Origin of the sequence: Halobacteroides halobius DSM 5150 (assembly GCF_000328625.1) — a bacterium.
GTDB classification, from domain to species: Bacteria; Bacillota; Halanaerobiia; order Halobacteroidales; family Halobacteroidaceae; genus Halobacteroides; species Halobacteroides halobius.
Map to the genome: position 1 here is coordinate 133,121 of NC_019978.1, position 16,401 is coordinate 149,521.

Genomic DNA, 16,401 nt, shown 5'->3' on the forward strand with positions numbered 1-16,401 from the left:
TAATTCTTGACAGAATTGATTTTATTAGTTATAATAGTAATTGCGCAAGATAAAAAAGTTATTAATAATGTCGCGGGGTAGAGCAGTTGGTAGCTCGTCGGGCTCATAACCCGGAGGTCATTGGTTCGAATCCAATCCCCGCAACCATCGAGGCGGCGTAGCTCAGCTGGCTAGAGCATGCGGTTCATACCCGCAGAGTCGGGGGTTCGATCCCCTCCGCCGCTACCAAATAGAATAGATCCGAAAGAAAAGGATGCCTTTAAAGGCATCCTTTTCTTTTTTGAATTTTAAGTTTTAATGTCGGAAAATTTAGAAGGGTGATTGTCTTTTATCGACATAATTCCCCTAGGATAACATGTATAATATAGTTAGATATTACATAATATGTAAAAGGGGGATTATACTTTGAGAAGTATTGACTTTCCTATTTATCAACGGCAAAAAGAGAAAACACAGTCAAAAGAAGTAAACCTGTTACAAAAAGTAAGAAGAAGCTTTCCTGTGGTTAGTTTAAGTCTTATGGTTTTAGGATATGCTATAAGTCAAATTACTATCTTAAATGGATTGATGCCATTTGGGATAAGCTATTTCGCTGTAGTATTATATCAAAAGGATAAGAAATTTATTACTCCTGTAAAGTTATTGTTTATTTTATTAGCAGTTAGTATAGGTTATTTTATGAAATTAGATTTATTAGCAGTTAAGTATTTAATAGCAGCTTTATTAGTGCTAGTTTTACAAAAATATTTGAAAGATTTAAAGATTTTTTATTACTCGCTGTTTATAAGTTTTAGTTTTCTTATTTGTCAAATACCTTATTTTGATGCTACTCCAACTAATTATATTTCTTTAGGGGCAGAGGTTATAATTGTATTATTGACTACTTTATTGGCTTTAAAGATTATGCCGGAGGTATTAATTTATTTAGAAGATAGAAGTAAGAAATCTAAAAATTTATTGGCTTTAGGAGTTATAATGGGACTAGCCAGTGTATTTATAATAGGAGAGCAGATAGGTGGTATTAATTTTTTACGGGTCTTAGCAGTTTATTCTATAATGTTAGTAGCTTTAGTATTTGGGCCAACCCAAGCTACAGTGGTAGGGGTAATAGTAGGTTTTTTATATAATATGACCCACTTAAATGCTTTTCCTTTAGCTGGAAGTTATGCTTTAGCCGGTTTAATTGCAGGGAATTTGAAAAAGCAAGATAAATTAGGAGTCAGTTTTGGGTTTGTTATAAGTAGTTTATTGTATATCACTTTTATTAGTGTTTCAGGTTCTATAATTTCAATAATGAAAGAAGCATTAATTGCAGGTCTGATTTTAATTTTGACCCCTCGTAAATTGCTTTCTGGTTTGGAGGATTTAAGTCAAGAGGAAGAAAGAAGTACAAAATTTGAGGATGATAAATTAGAGTCATTTGTTACTCAAAGAGTCCGCCAATTTTCTGATATATTTAATGAATTATCTACTGCGTTTTCTGAAGTTTTACCTAAAGATGATAATGGGACTGAAGATGTAGGAACATTTCTTGATTTGATCACTGATAAAGTATGTGTAGAATGTGAGTTATGTAATTCATGTTGGCAGCAGTCTTTTTATACTACTTATCAATCTTTATTTGATTTATTAGCTATTGCAGAAAATAGGGGAGAGGTATTGATTGATGATCTTGAGAGAGAAATGTCTGTTAATTGTGTACGTAAGGTGAAATTAGCCACAGAGATTAATCAATTTGTTAAAATGTATGAACTAAATCATTATTGGGAATCTAGATTATATAAGAATAAAAAGATTTTATTAGATCAATTATCTGGTATGTCAGAAGTAGTAGATAATTTAGCGGAAGAGTTAAATATTAGTGTTAAACCCGAGGATGAAGTTGAACAAAAAGTGCATGGTATTTTAGAGCAGAATGGTTTAAGGATAAAAAAAGTATTGGCTACTAATTATAATAATGAAGAATTAGAGCTTACGATTAGAAAAGAAAGTTGTAATGGTGAACATGAGTGTATCAAAAAAATATTACCCTTACTTAATCATAAACTAGATTATAAATTTGATTTAACTTGGAGTGAGTGTGGTCATCAGCTAGGAAAGACTAATTGTCTATGCCGATTAACCCCAGGAACTGAATACCAATTAAAAACAGGCGTGGCAACTTCTAGTCAAGCTAATAATATATCGGGTGACAATTTTACTTTTTTTAATCAACAAGATGGTAAATTTATTTCAATATTAAGTGATGGAATGGGGGTTGGGGCTAAAGCATCTAGAGAAAGTGAAAGTGCTGTAAGGTTATTAGAAAAAATGTTGCAAGCTGGATTGAACTATAAATTAGCTTTACAAAGTGTTAACTCTATCTTAGGATTACGCTCTAAAGAAGATAATTTTACAACTGTAGATTTGTTGGAGTTTAATCAAGTAACTGGTCAAGCTGAGTTTATAAAGGTTGGTTCAGCTTCAAGTTTTATTAAACGAGGTAATGAAGTTAGTATGATAAAATCTACTACTTTACCTATAGGGATTTTAAATCAAATAGATTTAGAGCCAAGTTCTTTACAACTAAAGGATAAAGACTTAATTATAATGATGAGTGATGGTGTAATAGATAGTAAAGAGGGAGTGACTATAAAGGAAGAATGGGTTTTACAATTATTAAAGAATAATTTGATTGATGATCCACAATCTTTAGCCCAGTATATCCTTGAAAAAGCCCAAGGCAATAAAAGAATAGAAGATGATATGACAGTGCTTGTAATTAGAGTTGATAGATGTTAATATATAATAAACATAAAATATTTTATAAAAGTGGTTGATATATATGTCTCTAATCGAGAAAGTTAAGACTACAATTGAGAAGTATCAATTATTAACTACAGGAGATCAAGTATTGGTTGGAGTTTCTGGTGGTCCAGACTCATTGGCCTTGGCCCATATTTTAAAGCAGTTGCAAAAGGATTATCAGCTCGATTTACATATAGCTCATCTAAATCATCAATTAAGAGGTAAAAGAGCAAAACAGGATGCAGAGTTTGTAAAAAAGATAACTAGCAAATGGCAGTTGCCTGTAACAATAGAAAGCTATGATGTTAAAAGCTATCAACAAGAACATAGTCTTTCTTTAGAAGATGCTGCTCGTAAAATTAGATATAATTTTTTCTTTAATTTATTAGATAAGCTTAACTTTGATAAGATAGCTGTAGGACATCATGCTGATGATCAGGCTGAGACGGTTTTAATGAAGTTTTTGCGAGGGGCAGGTCTTAAAGGATTAGGAGGGATGGCCCCACAAAATGAAAAAATAATCAGACCATTAATTGAGCTATCGAAAAGTCAACTACAAGATTATTGTAGTAAATATGAGCTTAATCCGCGCTTTGATGAAACTAATGCAGAATCAATTCAGCAACGAAATAAGATTAGATTAGAACTATTACCATTATTAAAAGAAGATTATAATAATAATTTAGTAGCTACTCTTAATCGAACTGCCCAAATATGTAGAACAGAAGATGATTTTTTATCCCAACAAGCAGCACAATTATTAGAAAAAATAATTATTAAGCAAAATACAGAACAGTTGATTTTGGATGTAGAAGATTTTGTAGAGCTACATGTAGCTCTACAACGTAGATTGATTAGAGAAGCCATTAAAACTCTTCAGAATGATTATAAGAATATTTATTACCAACATATTGAAAATATACTTGAATTGGTAGTTGCCCAAAAGACAGGAAAGAAAATTGAATTGCCTGGTGACTTAATAGTTAGATTAAATTATAACCAATTAATCTTTTCTCAAAAGCAATTAGTAACTAAAAGAAATGATTTTAGAAAGTTAATTTCTATAGGTCAATTTAAAATTCCTGAGTTAAAGATAAAAATTAAGAGTAAAATAGTAGATAGTGACTATCCTTGGCAGAAAGAACTTGATAATCCCCAGTTTGGTTTTTTTGATTATAATAAAATTGGTTCTCAGTTTTATCTACGAACAAGAAAAGAAGGGGATCGTTTTTACCCTTTAGGAATGCAGGGAAGTAAGAAAGTAAAAGATTTTTTTATTGATCAAAAAATTGCTTTATGGAAAAGGGATCAAATACCATTGTTTGTTACAGAAAAGGATGATATTTTCTGGGTTGGTGGTCTAAGGATTGATAATCGATTTAAGATAACTAATAGTACAACTCAAATTTTAGCAGTCGAGATAAAGGAGGAATTATAGTTGTGGAAGAAATAGTTGATGAAGTTTTAATCTCAGAAAAAAAGCTACAGGCCAGGATTAAAGAATTAGGTGAAAAAATAACTACTCATTATAATCAAGATGACGAGATTGTAATGGTTTGTATTTTAAGAGGTGGATTTTTATTTATGGCTGATCTAGCCAGAGAAGTTAAGTTGCCAGTAGTACTTGACTTTATGGATGTAACAAGTTATGAAGGTGGTACAACTACTACTGGAGATGTAAGAATCATAAAGGATTTAGAAGAAAGTATTGAACATAAACATGTTTTAATTGCCGAAGATATTATTGATACTGGTTTAACCTTAAAGCATATAATTAAGGTGCTAGAAACTCGTAATCCTAAAAGCATCAATATTTGTACTTTACTTGATAAGCCAGAACGAAGAACTGAAAAGGAAGTCGAAGTAACTTGGAATGGATTTGAGATTCCTAATAAATTTGTAGTAGGCTATGGTTTAGATTTTCAAGAGAAGTATAGAAATATTCCGTATATATTTGTACCTAAGCCTGAATTATATAAGAAGTAATAAATCACAGTTGGAATTCATTTGCTAAAATTAATAAAGTATGGTATAATCAATAAATGGTAGAATGAACAACTATATTGTTTTTTAGGGAAGGAGGATTGTTAGTTGAAGAAGTTTTCGAAGAGTATTGGATTTTATATAGTCATAATTGCCATTGGAGTTTTAATAGCTCAATATATTATTGCTCCTAATCAACCACAAGAAGAAGTATCTTATAGTCAGTTTATTAAGCAGGTTAAAACAGGTAAAATTGAAAAAGTTACAATCATAGGTGAAAATTTAATAAGAGGAAACCTAGCAGATGGTAAAAAGTTTGAAATAAATGTACCCGGAACAATTGAAAAACTAGAGGGACTTTTACGAGCTAATGATGTAAAGATTGAGACTAAGCCTGAGCCTGAACCACCATGGTGGACAGGATTATTTGCTTATTTATTACCAACAATTATTTTGATTGCCGCGTGGATCTTTATTATGAATAAAATGCAAGGTGGCGGCAAGAAAATGATGTCTTTTGGAAAGAATAAGGCTCAACTACATAAAGAAGGAGATACTAAAGTTACATTTGATGATGTAGCTAACTATGAAGAAGTTAAAGAAGAGTTACAGGAAGTTGTTGAATTCTTAAAGCATCCAGATAAGTTCAGTCGTTTGGGGGCTGAAATTCCTAAAGGTGTTTTAATGTTAGGTCCTCCAGGGACAGGTAAGACTTTAATGGCTAGAGCAGTATCTGGCGAAGCAGGGGTGCCATTTTTCTTCATCAGTGGTTCTGACTTTGTTGAAATGTTTGTTGGAGTTGGAGCTTCTCGAGTCAGAGATTTATTTGAACAAGGAAAAGAAAATGCTCCTTGTATTGTCTTTATTGATGAATTAGATGCTGTAGGTCGCCAACGTGGTGCTGGTGTTGGTGGAGGTAATGATGAACGTGAGCAAACTTTAAACCAGTTATTAGTTGAAATGGATGGTTTTGAGCCTAATGAAGGTATTATTGTTATGGGGGCTACTAATCGTCCTGATGTACTGGATAAAGCTTTATTAAGACCAGGCCGTTTTGATAGACAGATTCCGGTTGGAAAACCAGATTATAAAGCTAGAAAAGGTATTTTAGAGATCCATGTTGAAGATAAACCTATAACTGATGATGTAGATTTAGAAGTATTAGCTCGCAGGACTCCTGGTTTCACTGGAGCTGATTTAGAGAATTTAGCTAATGAAGCTGCTATTTTAGCGGCTCGTCGTGATAAAGAAGAAATTAGTATGCTTGAGTTCGATGACTCTATTGATAGAGTTATTGCCGGGCCAAAGCGTAAGAGTAGAGTAATTAGTGATAAAGAAAAGGATATTGTTTCTTATCACGAGACAGGTCATGCTTTATTAGGAGAATTATTAGCAGAAGCTGACCCAACTCATAAGGTAACTATTATTCCTCGTGGTAGAGCTGGTGGTTTTACTATTAATCTACCTGAAGAGGATAAAAGCTTTGTTACTAAAACTGAGTTACAACATAAAGTCTCTTCTTTATTAGGAGGAAGAGTAGCTGAAGAGATCTTTTTAGATGATATCAGTACCGGAGCGCAAAATGATTTAGAGCGAGCTACTAAAATAGTTCGTAGAATGGTGACTGATTATGGAATGAGTGAAAAGCTTGGCCCGTTGACTTTAGGACAGAAACAAAATGATCAAGTCTTTTTAGGTAGAGATCTCTCTAGAAGCCGTAACTATAGTGAAGAAGTTGCAGCTGAGATTGATAAAGAAATTAAAAAATTAGTAGAAAGTTGTTATCAAAAAGCTGAGGAAATTTTAAGTGAGAATAGTGAAATAGTAGAAGATATGGTAGCTGCTTTAAAGGAAAAAGAAACTTTAGAAAAAGAAGATATTAAAGAGATTATTATTGAATATAAGCCTGGTTTTTATGATGAAGAAGCTAATGATTTAGAAGAAGATGATCAGTAATTAATAATCCAATAGATGCTTATTATGTGACTGACGGATTAGGATGGGATTAACCATCAAGGAGCATAATAAGGAGAATTGCCGACCGTCTGGGCAGATAGTTATAATTGCTATCTGTTCAGGCGGTTTTTTATATTTAAAGTAAGAATGTTTACAGTTTAAAATTGATTGAGTATAATTTTTACTGAAGGGCTTAAACTAAATTTGGGAGGGATTGAGATGAAAAGTGATATTGAAATTGCTCAGACAACAGAAATGGAACCAATTGATAAGATTGCAAAGAAGTTGGGGTTAGGTGCAAATGATATTGAGAGGTATGGTAAATATAAGGCAAAGATTAAATTAGATACTTATAAGCAAGTATTAGAAGAAAATGATCCTGGTAAGTTAATTTTAACTACTGCTATTACACCTACACCGGCTGGGGAAGGAAAATCAACTACAACTGTAGGATTAGGTCAGGCTTTAAACAAACTAGGAGAAAATGCAGCAGTTGCTTTACGTGAACCTTCTTTAGGACCTTGTATGGGGATTAAAGGAGGAGCTGCTGGTGGAGGTTACTCACAGGTTGTGCCAATGGAGGATATAAATCTTCATTTCACGGGAGATATTCATGCTATTGGCATAGCACACAATTTATTAGCAGCCACAATTGATAATCATATTAAGCAAGGAAATGAACTTAACTTAGATCCGAATCAAATTATTTTCAAGCGGGTTGTAGATATGAATGACCGAGCTTTAAGAGAGATTGTTGTAGGGTTAGGAGCTAAAAATGGTCAAACGCGTGAGGATGGGTATATGATTACTGTTGCTTCAGAAGTAATGGCGATTTTATGTTTAGCTGAAGATATAATTGATTTAAAAAGTAGATTAGGTGAAATAATTATTGGCTATACTTATGAGGGCCAACCAGTAAAAGCTAAAGAATTAGAAGTAGCAGGAGCAATGGCTGCTTTATTAAAAGATGCTCTTAAACCTAATTTAGTTCAAACATTAGAGAATACTCCTGCTTTTATTCATGGAGGTCCATTTGCTAATATTGCTCATGGTTGTAATAGTATTATGGCTACTAATTTAGCCTTACATACTGCTGATTATACAGTAACTGAAGCTGGTTTTGGAGCTGACCTAGGAGCAGAGAAGTTCTTTAATATTAAGTGTCGGTTTGCTGATTTAAAGCCAGACGCAGTTGTTTTAGTAGCAACAGTTAGAGCTTTAAAGATGCATGGTGGGGCGAATGGAGATAGTTTACAGGAAAAGAACTTAGAGGCATTATCTGCTGGATTAGAGAATTTAGAGAAGCATATTGAAAATGTGCAGAAGTTTAATCTTCCTCTGGTAGTAGCTATTAATGAGTTTACTAATGATACAGAGGCTGAGATTAAATTAATTAAGAAACGTTGTCAAGAGTTAGGTGTGGAAGTAGCTCTTTCTCAAGTGTGGGAGAAAGGAGGAGCTGGTGGAGTAGAAGTAGCTAAGAAGGTATTAAATTTAGTTGATCAGCCAAGTGAATTTAAGCCATTATATTCTACTGAAGATTCTATTGAGGAAAAGATAGAAAGGATAGCTACAGAAGTTTATGGTGCAGCGAAGGTTAACTTTACAGCGCAGGCAAAAAAGAATATTAAGCAATTAGCTGAAAATGGTTTTGCTAATTTACCAATCTGTATGGCTAAGACTCCAGCTTCATTATCTGATGACCCATCTTTAAAGGGGCGACCAGAAGGTTTTGAATTAACTGTAAGAGAAATTAAAGTCTCCGCTGGTGCAGGCTTTTTAGTAGCACTGACTGGTGATGTATTAACAATGCCTGGTTTGCCAAAAGAGCCTTCAGCTGAAGATATTGATATTAATGCTGAGGGAAAGATTACAGGTTTATTTTAAATTTGCAATTTTAAATTTTAACTAGTATAATGAAATGAAATTGAATAATATCCGCTTGGATCTATTAATAGACTGAGACGGGGAATAGCTTATGTAGTGGGCCAACTATGCCTATCTATATCTATAGATAACTCCTTTCCTGTCTAGGTTAGGAGTTTTTTCTTTGTGTAAGGAATTTTACTGGAGGTGAAAAGATGAGTGGTCAAGTGACAATTAAAACTCTACAGCAGAAAAAAGATGCTGGGAAGAAAATTACAATGTTAACTGCTTATGATTATCCAATGGCTAAAGCTATAGATAAAGCTGGGATTGATGTAATTTTAGTTGGGGATTCAGTAGGAATGGTAGTCTTAGGCTATGAAGATACATTAGTAGTGACAGTTGAGGATATGATTCATCATAGTAAAGCAGTAACTAGAGGTGCTAATGATTCTTTAGTAGTTACTGACCTTCCTTTTATGGCTTATAAGGTTAATGATATTAGTTATACAGTTAAGAATGCTGGACAGATTATTAAAGAAAGTGGGGCACAGGCGGTAAAGCTAGAAGGTGGTAGTGAGATAGTAGAGGAGATAGAGGCAATTAATAAAGCTGGGATTCCAGTAATGGGTCATTTAGGTTTGACCCCTCAATCTGTAAATCAATTTGGTGGTTTTAAGGTGCAAGGAAAGGGGAGTGCTGCTAAAGAATTATTAAAGAATGCTAAAATTTTAGAAGAAGCTGGTGTTTTTGCTTTAGTACTAGAGTGTATTCCGGCAAAATTAGCTACCCGAATAACTAATCAATTATCAATTCCTACTATTGGAATTGGAGCAGGTAAAGATTGTAATGGTCAAGTCTTAGTTACTCAAGATATGTTAGGGGTTTCTACTGACTTTACTCCTAAGTTTGTAAGAGAATATACAGATTTAAGGCAAGAGATTAATCAAGCTTTAAACAAATATAAAGAAGATGTTAAATCCGGAGAATTTCCGAATTCAGAAGAGAGTTTTAGTAACTAGGAGGTAATAAAGTGGAGATTTATACGACAATTTCCGAAATCAAAGAGTTTATCAAATCCAAAAAGCTAGTAGGAGAAAAGATAGGTTTTGTTCCTACAATGGGTTACTTACATCAAGGACATTTATCATTGATGAAAGAAGCTAGACAGGACAATGATATAGTAATTGCTAGTATTTTTGTCAATCCTACTCAATTTGGCCCTGATGAGGATTATGATGAATATCCGCGCGATTTAGATAGAGATGCAGAGTTAGCAGCTGAAGTAGGAGTTGATGCAGTCTTTGCTCCTGAGGCTGATGAGATTTATGATTCTGGAGCTGCTACTACAATTCAAGTAGAGGGATTAACTGATAAGTTATGTGGTGCTTGTCGCCCAGGTCATTTTACAGGGGTCTGTATTATAGTTAGTAAACTATTTAATATCATTGCTCCTGATCATGCTTATTTTGGTCAAAAAGATGCTCAACAGGTATTAGTTATTAAGCGAATGGTTAAAGATTTAAATTTTGATCTTGAGATAGTAATAGTACCTATAGTTAGAGAAGAGGACGGATTAGCTATTAGTTCTCGAAACAAGTATTTAAATCAAGAAGAGCGGACAGCTGCTACAGTACTTTATAATTCTTTAGAGTTGGCCCGAGAATTGATTGAACAGGGGGAAAATAAGGCTAAAGTTGTTGAGAATAAAATGGTAGAAATGATTAAAGAGGAACCATTAGCCAAGATAGATTATGTAGAAGTAGTTAAACAAGAGACTTTAGAATCAGTTACAAAGATTAAGGATAAAATTTTAATTGCTCTTGCTGTTTATATTGGAGGTACTAGATTAATAGATAATGTGATGCTGGAGGTGTAAATTATGATGCGTATGATGCATAAGTCAAAAATTCATCAGGCTAAAGTTACTAATGCTAATTTAAATTATGTAGGTAGTATTACTATTGATCAAGAATTAATGGAAGTAGCAGATATTTATCCTAATGAACGAGTTCAAATAGTTAATAATAATAATGGTCAACGTTTAGAAACTTATGTTATTCCTGGAGAAAGAGGTTCAGGTATCATTTGTCTTAATGGGGCAGCAGCTAGAAAGGCTAGACCAGGAGATACAATAATTATTATCTCTTATGCTTTGTTGAGTGAAGAAGAAGCTAAAAGTTTAGAACCTAAAGTCGTATTAGTAAATAAAGAGAATAAAATTGAATAAGATAAAAGGGGGCATAAAAATGAATTTGACGACTAGACAGTTGACAGTGACAGGTATTTTAAGTGCAATTGCAATTTTACTAAGTGTGACACCTTTAGGGTATATTCCAGTTCCTACTCCAGCTGGTTCAGCCACAATTATGCATATTCCAGTAATTATTGCAGCAATTATAGAAGGGCCAATTGTAGGTGGTCTAGTAGGTCTTATTTTTGGAATCACAAGTTTTATTAGAGGAGGGGCATTCTTTGTCGATCCATTAATAGCCATTGTACCAAGAATATTGATTGGAATTTTGGCTGCTTATAGCGCTAAATTGATCGATTATAAATTATTCTCAGCTATTTTGGCTACTATAGTAGGTACTTTAACTAATACTGTTGGTGTTTTATCTTTGGCTGTAGTTAGAGGTTATCTAACTTATGAGGTAGCTTTAGGAGTTGGAATAACTCATGGAGTACCAGAAGTAGTAGTAGGAGTCTTAATTACAGTAGGTATAGTAAAGGCATTACAACAAAGTAATGTTAAAGCAATAAACACAAATATAACTAATTAATATAACCCCCGTAGGGGGTTATATTGGTTTTAATCCTTTGTATTTTAATAAGGAATGTTATATAATGGTGCTAGAAAAAAGGAGGATAACATGAGACGAAATTTAAAGCGTAGGACTAAAGTACTTGATTTATTATATCATTATCAAACTGATTATTTATCTGGTGCAGAATTAAGTGATCAGTTGGATGTATCTCGAACTACAATTTGGAAGTATATAAATTATTTTAGGGAAGCAGGTTATGAGATTGAGTCATCTTCTAAATTAGGTTATAGATTAGTCGAAACTCCAGATATTTTATTACCAGAGGAAATCAAACGGAATTTGACTACTAATCAAATAGGTCATCAAATTATCCATTATAATCAGATTGATTCTACTAATAGGGTTGCTAAAGAACAAGCTAAAAATGGTGTAAAAGAAGGAACTGTAATTATATCTGAAGAACAGACTGGTGGTAAAGGAAGATTAAATCGAAACTTTTCTAGCCCACAAGGAGGTATTTGGTTATCGTATATTTTATCTCCTGACCTTAAGCCGGTTATGGCGGGAAGAGCTACATATTTATCTGCCTTAGCCTTAGCTAAGACGATTAATCAAATTACAAATTTAGATGCTAAGATAAAATGGCCTAATGATGTATTAATTAATGATAAAAAAGTGAGTGGTATTTTAACTGAAATGGGGGCTGAGTTAGATAAAGTTAATTACTTAGCTATTGGCATGGGGATTAATGCTAATTTTGCGATAAGTAAGTTACCTGTTGAGTTACATAATAAAGTAACAACAATCTTTAATGAGCTAGGAGAACAGATAGATAGAGTTGCTTTTGTGCAGTCTTTATTACAGGAAATAGAGAAATTATATCCTAAGTTAGACAATTTTGAAGAATTATTAGCTGAATGGAAGGGATATGCTTATACTCTAGGTCAAGAAGTTAAAATAGCAGATGGCAATCAAGAGTATAGTGGTTTAGCAGTCGATATTGCTGATGATGGCGCTTTAATAGTTAAGACTGATAGAGGGCAAGAGAAAGTATACTCTGGTGATGTTTCTTTATCCCATCAGTCATTTAACTCAGGGAATTAAAATTAATTCTAATTGTAAACTAAATCAAATAAAGGGTGAGGATAATGATTTTAGCAATTGATGTGGGAAATACTAATATTGTTTTAGGTTTATATCAAGAAGATGAATTATTGATTGATTGGAGGATCTCTACTGATCGTAAAAAGATGCCAGATGAATATGGAATGTTATTAGCCAATTTATTTTCTACTGCTAATCAGAGTTTAGAAGATGTAGAGAGAGTAATTATTTCTTCTGTAGTACCACCAATTATTCATGCTCTAGAGGAAGTGTCTATTAAATACTTGGGGGTTAAACCTTTAGTTGTTGGCCCGGGAGTTAAAACAGGGATTAATATTAAGACTGACAATCCTAAAGAAGTAGGAGCAGATCGAATCGTAAATGCAGTAGCTGTCAAGCATTTATATAATGGTCCGGCTATTATTGTTGATTTTGGAACAGCTACTACATTAGATGCATTATCTGCTACAGGAGATTATTTAGGAGGAGCTATTGCTCCTGGAATAGGAATTTCAACTGAAGCTTTATTTGATAGAGCAGCTAAGTTACCTAAAATTGAATTAGATTTTCCTAAGCGGGTGATTGGAAAAGACTCTCATGATAGCTTACAAGCGGGAATCTTATATGGTTTCGTAGGACAAGTTGATGGGTTGGTTAAGCGTATGAAAAAAGAATTTAAGCAAGAACCTAAAGTAATTGCTACGGGTGGTTTAGCTGATTTAATTACTAGTGAATCTGAAGAAATAGAAATCAACAATCAATTTTTAACATTAGAGGGATTAAAAATTGTTGCTAAACTGAACCTATAATGATAGGAGGGTTAATTAGTGAAGATAGCAGATATAGTAATAGAGCCACCAGTTATTTTAGCTCCTATGGCGGGGGTAACAGATTTACCTTATCGTCAAGTAGTTAGTGAAGTAGGCGGTTGTGGTTTAGTCTGTACTGAAATGGTAAGTGCTAAAGGATTAGTACATGGAAATGAAAGGACAGAAAAATTATTAGAAATTAGTAATAATCAACAGCCTGTCTCTTTACAGTTATTTGGTAATGATCCTCAAACTTTGGCCCAAGCAGCAAAAAGGGTAGTAGAAATTAGTAATCCAGAGATTATTGATTTAAATGTAGGGTGTCCAACTCCTAAAATAGTAAAAAATGGCTATGGATCTGCTTTGATGAAGGAACCATATTTATTAGGCGAGATTGTTAAAGCTATGGATAAGGCAGTTGAAATACCAGTAACTATTAAGATTAGAACTGGATGGGATGGGGAACGAATCAATGCTTGTCAGATAGCTAAAATAGCTCAAGAAAATGGAGCAGCAGCTATAGGAGTCCATGGAAGGACTAGAGAACAGTTTTATCAGGGCCAAGCTGATTGGGAAATTATTAAGGAAGTAAAAGAAACAGTTTCTATTCCAGTGATTGGAAATGGAGATATTTTTAAGCCTGAAGATGCTATAGAAATGATTGATCAGACAGGATGTGATGCAGTTATGATTGCTAGAGGGGCCCAAGGTAATCCTTGGATCTTTGCTAGGACTGCTCATTATTTAAAGATTGGAGAGTTATTACCTCCGCCTAGTCCGCAAGAAAAGATAGACAAGACGATCTACCACTTAGAGAAATTAGTGGATTATAAAGGGGAGTATGTAGGTATTAGAGAGATGAGAAAACATGCCAGTTGGTATCTAAAGGGATTAAGAAATTGTACTGCTATTAAAGATAAAATCAATCAAACCCAGAGTAAAGAAGAGATGAAAGAGCTATTAATTAAATATCAAGCTCAATTTAGCTGATACTAAAGGTATCAGTTTTTTTATTTTTGTGTATAATAATTTTAATGGAGTTGTACATATTAGAATAAAGAGTAAGGGGTGGAACTAATGAAGCATGTAGTTAGTATTAGTCTAGGTTCTTCTGCTCGAGATCATCGTGTTGAATGTCAATTGTTAGGGGAAGATTTTATTTTAGAGCGAATTGGGACAGATGGTAATTTACAAGATGCTATTAAATTGTTTAAGCGATTAGATGGGAAGGTAGATGCTTTCGGATTAGGTGGTATTGATCTTAATTTATATGCAGGAAAGAAGAGATACCAGCTTCGGACTGCTAAAAAGATTATTAATAGTATTGAGAAGACTCCTATTGTAGATGGTAGTGGGCTAAAGAACTCATTAGAGAGAATGGCTATTAAGCAAGTAGCTAATGAATTAGAGTTAGCAAATCAGAAAGTATTAATAGTTAGTGCTTTAGATAGATTTGGTATGGCTGAATCTTTAGCTAATCAAGGCGCAGATTTAATTATTGGCGATTTAATCTTTGGCTTAGGAGTGCCTTGGCCTTTAAAATCATTATCTACTTTACATAAGATAGCTAGATTTATAATGCCTTTAATTAGTCAACTTCCCTTTAGTTTATTGTACCCTACTGGTGATAAGCAGACTAAGATTAAAGATAAATATAGTCGGTATTATCATAGAGCGGATATTATAGCAGGAGATTTTCATTATATTAGACGTTACTTACCTCAAAATTTAACTGGGACTGTATTAATTACGAATACTTTGACTGCTAAAGATGTTACATTATTGAAAAAAAGAGGGGTTAGCAAACTGGTGACAACTACCCCAGGGTTTAAGGGTCGTTCTTTTGGAACTAATGTGATTGAAGCTGCTTTAGTAACCTTAATTGATAAGCCCTTATCAGAAGTTCAAGTTTCTGATTATTTAAATTTACTACGTCAAATTGATTTAACCCCAAGAATTGAAAATCTGAATCAAGAAGTCTCATAAATATAATTATAGAATATTTACAAGGAGGAATTTGATGAATCGATTTGCATTTATTATACATCCACTAAAAATAGCTGATGTAGCACGTAAATTTCCTATTTGTGATAAGCTACCTAAAAGTTTAGTAAAGAGTATGGTTAAGTTACTACCTCCGTTTAAAGCATCAGATATTACTGGGGTTAGATCTAAACTTGGCCCTAAAGCTGAAGGATGGTTTATTGCTTGCCCTCTAACTTCACAACAAATGCTAGAATTACCTACTTCAGTGGTCATAGAAAAAATTGTAGATGCTGGTCTTATAGCTCAAGAATTAGGAGCTGATATTTTAGGTCTAGGAGCTTTTACTTCAGTAGTAGGCGATAAAGGAGTTACTATTGCTAATCAACTTGATATTCCAGTGACTACAGGAAATAGTTATACTGTTGCTACAGCTTTAGAAGGAGTTAAATTAGCTAGTGAAATATCTGGAGTTAATATGAAAAATAGCAACATATTAGTTGTAGGAGCGAGTGGTTCGATTGGTAAGGCTTGTACTAAATTATTAGCTGAGGATAATAACTCGCTTATTTTAGCTGCTAGAAAAAAAGATAAGCTAGAGAGGTTGGCCCAGAGAGTAAAGAAAGATTATAACGTACAAGTAAAGACCACAACTAATTTAGATAAATATTTACCTCAATCTGATATTATTATTGCAGCTTCTAGTGCTGTAGAAAGTTTGATTAATATTAACTTACTTAAACCTGGAACAATAGTTTGTGATGTTGCTAGACCTCGTGATGTTGCTAAAGAAGTAAATCAAAGAAGATCAGATGTCTTGATTATTGATGGTGGAATTGTAGAAGTGCCTGGAGAAGTTAATTTCAACTTAGATTTTGGTTTTCCAGATAAAACAGCGTATGCTTGTATGGCTGAAACTATGATTTTAGCTTTGGAAGAAAAATATGATAATTATAGTTTAGGTTCCGAATTAGAAATAGATAAGGTTTTAGAGATCAATAAATTAGCTAATAAGCATGGTTTTAAATTAGCAAGCTTGAGAAATTCGGAACGAGAAGTAACTTTAAAGCGAGTAAATAAGGTTCGCCAGCTAATTAGCTCTACTTGACAAAAGAAAGATCCTGAATTATAATAATTTGCTAAAG

The 16,401-nt window shown here is 33.4% G+C and carries 14 protein-coding genes, 2 tRNA genes and 1 riboswitch; all 16 genes read left to right on the forward strand.

The features are described 5' to 3' along the window. The first annotated feature begins 71 nt into the window (after positions 1-71). The 16 genes from HALHA_RS00655 (at position 72) to HALHA_RS00730 (ending at position 16,364) form a co-directional block, all read left to right on the forward strand. Positions 72-147: transfer RNA gene (locus HALHA_RS00655), tRNA-Met, on the forward strand. Positions 148-151: 4 nt separating this feature from the next. After that, positions 152-228: transfer RNA gene (locus HALHA_RS00660), tRNA-Met, on the forward strand. A 177-nt stretch (positions 229-405) separates the two neighbouring features. Further along, a complete protein-coding gene (spoIIE, locus tag HALHA_RS00665) occupies positions 406-2,781 on the forward strand; it encodes a stage II sporulation protein E (RefSeq protein WP_015325875.1) in 2,376 nt (791 codons plus the stop codon). A 43-nt stretch (positions 2,782-2,824) separates the two neighbouring features. Then, the gene (tilS, locus tag HALHA_RS00670; RefSeq protein ID WP_015325876.1) at positions 2,825-4,225 is read left to right on the forward strand and encodes a tRNA lysidine(34) synthetase TilS; all 1,401 of its coding nucleotides are present in this window, start codon (positions 2,825-2,827) and stop codon (positions 4,223-4,225) included. A gap of 2 nt (positions 4,226-4,227) precedes the next feature. After that, a complete protein-coding gene (gene hpt, locus HALHA_RS00675; RefSeq protein ID WP_015325877.1) occupies positions 4,228-4,773 on the forward strand; it encodes a hypoxanthine phosphoribosyltransferase in 546 nt (181 codons plus the stop codon). A gap of 105 nt (positions 4,774-4,878) precedes the next feature. Continuing rightward, positions 4,879-6,726, forward strand: coding sequence for an ATP-dependent zinc metalloprotease FtsH (gene ftsH, locus HALHA_RS00680; RefSeq protein ID WP_015325878.1), 1,848 nt, complete (start codon positions 4,879-4,881; stop codon positions 6,724-6,726). A gap of 16 nt (positions 6,727-6,742) precedes the next feature. Continuing rightward, positions 6,743-6,828, forward strand: a riboswitch (ZMP/ZTP riboswitch). Positions 6,829-6,945: 117 nt separating this feature from the next. Continuing rightward, the gene (locus HALHA_RS00685; RefSeq protein WP_015325879.1) at positions 6,946-8,613 is read left to right on the forward strand and encodes a formate--tetrahydrofolate ligase; all 1,668 of its coding nucleotides are present in this window, start codon (positions 6,946-6,948) and stop codon (positions 8,611-8,613) included. Between the two features lie 194 nt (positions 8,614-8,807). Further along, positions 8,808-9,614, forward strand: a complete 807-nt coding sequence (gene panB / locus HALHA_RS00690; protein WP_015325880.1) for a 3-methyl-2-oxobutanoate hydroxymethyltransferase — start codon at positions 8,808-8,810, stop codon at positions 9,612-9,614. A gap of 11 nt (positions 9,615-9,625) precedes the next feature. After that, the gene (panC, locus tag HALHA_RS00695) at positions 9,626-10,471 is read left to right on the forward strand and encodes a pantoate--beta-alanine ligase (RefSeq protein ID WP_015325881.1); all 846 of its coding nucleotides are present in this window, start codon (positions 9,626-9,628) and stop codon (positions 10,469-10,471) included. A gap of 3 nt (positions 10,472-10,474) precedes the next feature. Next, entirely contained in the window at positions 10,475-10,822 is a 348-nt protein-coding gene (gene panD / locus HALHA_RS00700; protein WP_015325882.1) for an aspartate 1-decarboxylase, read from the forward strand. A gap of 19 nt (positions 10,823-10,841) precedes the next feature. Next, positions 10,842-11,375 (forward strand): ECF transporter S component, encoded by a 534-nt coding sequence (locus HALHA_RS00705; protein WP_015325883.1) that lies wholly within the window; start codon positions 10,842-10,844, stop codon positions 11,373-11,375. 90 nt (positions 11,376-11,465) lie between these two features. Next, entirely contained in the window at positions 11,466-12,464 is a 999-nt protein-coding gene (locus HALHA_RS00710; protein WP_015325884.1) for a biotin--[acetyl-CoA-carboxylase] ligase, read from the forward strand. A gap of 44 nt (positions 12,465-12,508) precedes the next feature. Beyond that, positions 12,509-13,273, forward strand: a complete 765-nt coding sequence (locus HALHA_RS00715) for a type III pantothenate kinase (protein WP_015325885.1) — start codon at positions 12,509-12,511, stop codon at positions 13,271-13,273. Positions 13,274-13,291: 18 nt separating this feature from the next. Beyond that, positions 13,292-14,263 (forward strand): tRNA dihydrouridine synthase DusB, encoded by a 972-nt coding sequence (gene dusB / locus HALHA_RS00720; RefSeq protein ID WP_015325886.1) that lies wholly within the window; start codon positions 13,292-13,294, stop codon positions 14,261-14,263. Between the two features lie 87 nt (positions 14,264-14,350). After that, entirely contained in the window at positions 14,351-15,259 is a 909-nt protein-coding gene (locus HALHA_RS00725; RefSeq protein WP_015325887.1) for a hypothetical protein, read from the forward strand. 34 nt (positions 15,260-15,293) lie between these two features. Then, positions 15,294-16,364 (forward strand): SDR family NAD(P)-dependent oxidoreductase, encoded by a 1,071-nt coding sequence (locus HALHA_RS00730; protein WP_015325888.1) that lies wholly within the window; start codon positions 15,294-15,296, stop codon positions 16,362-16,364. Positions 16,365-16,401: the final 37 nt, after the last annotated feature.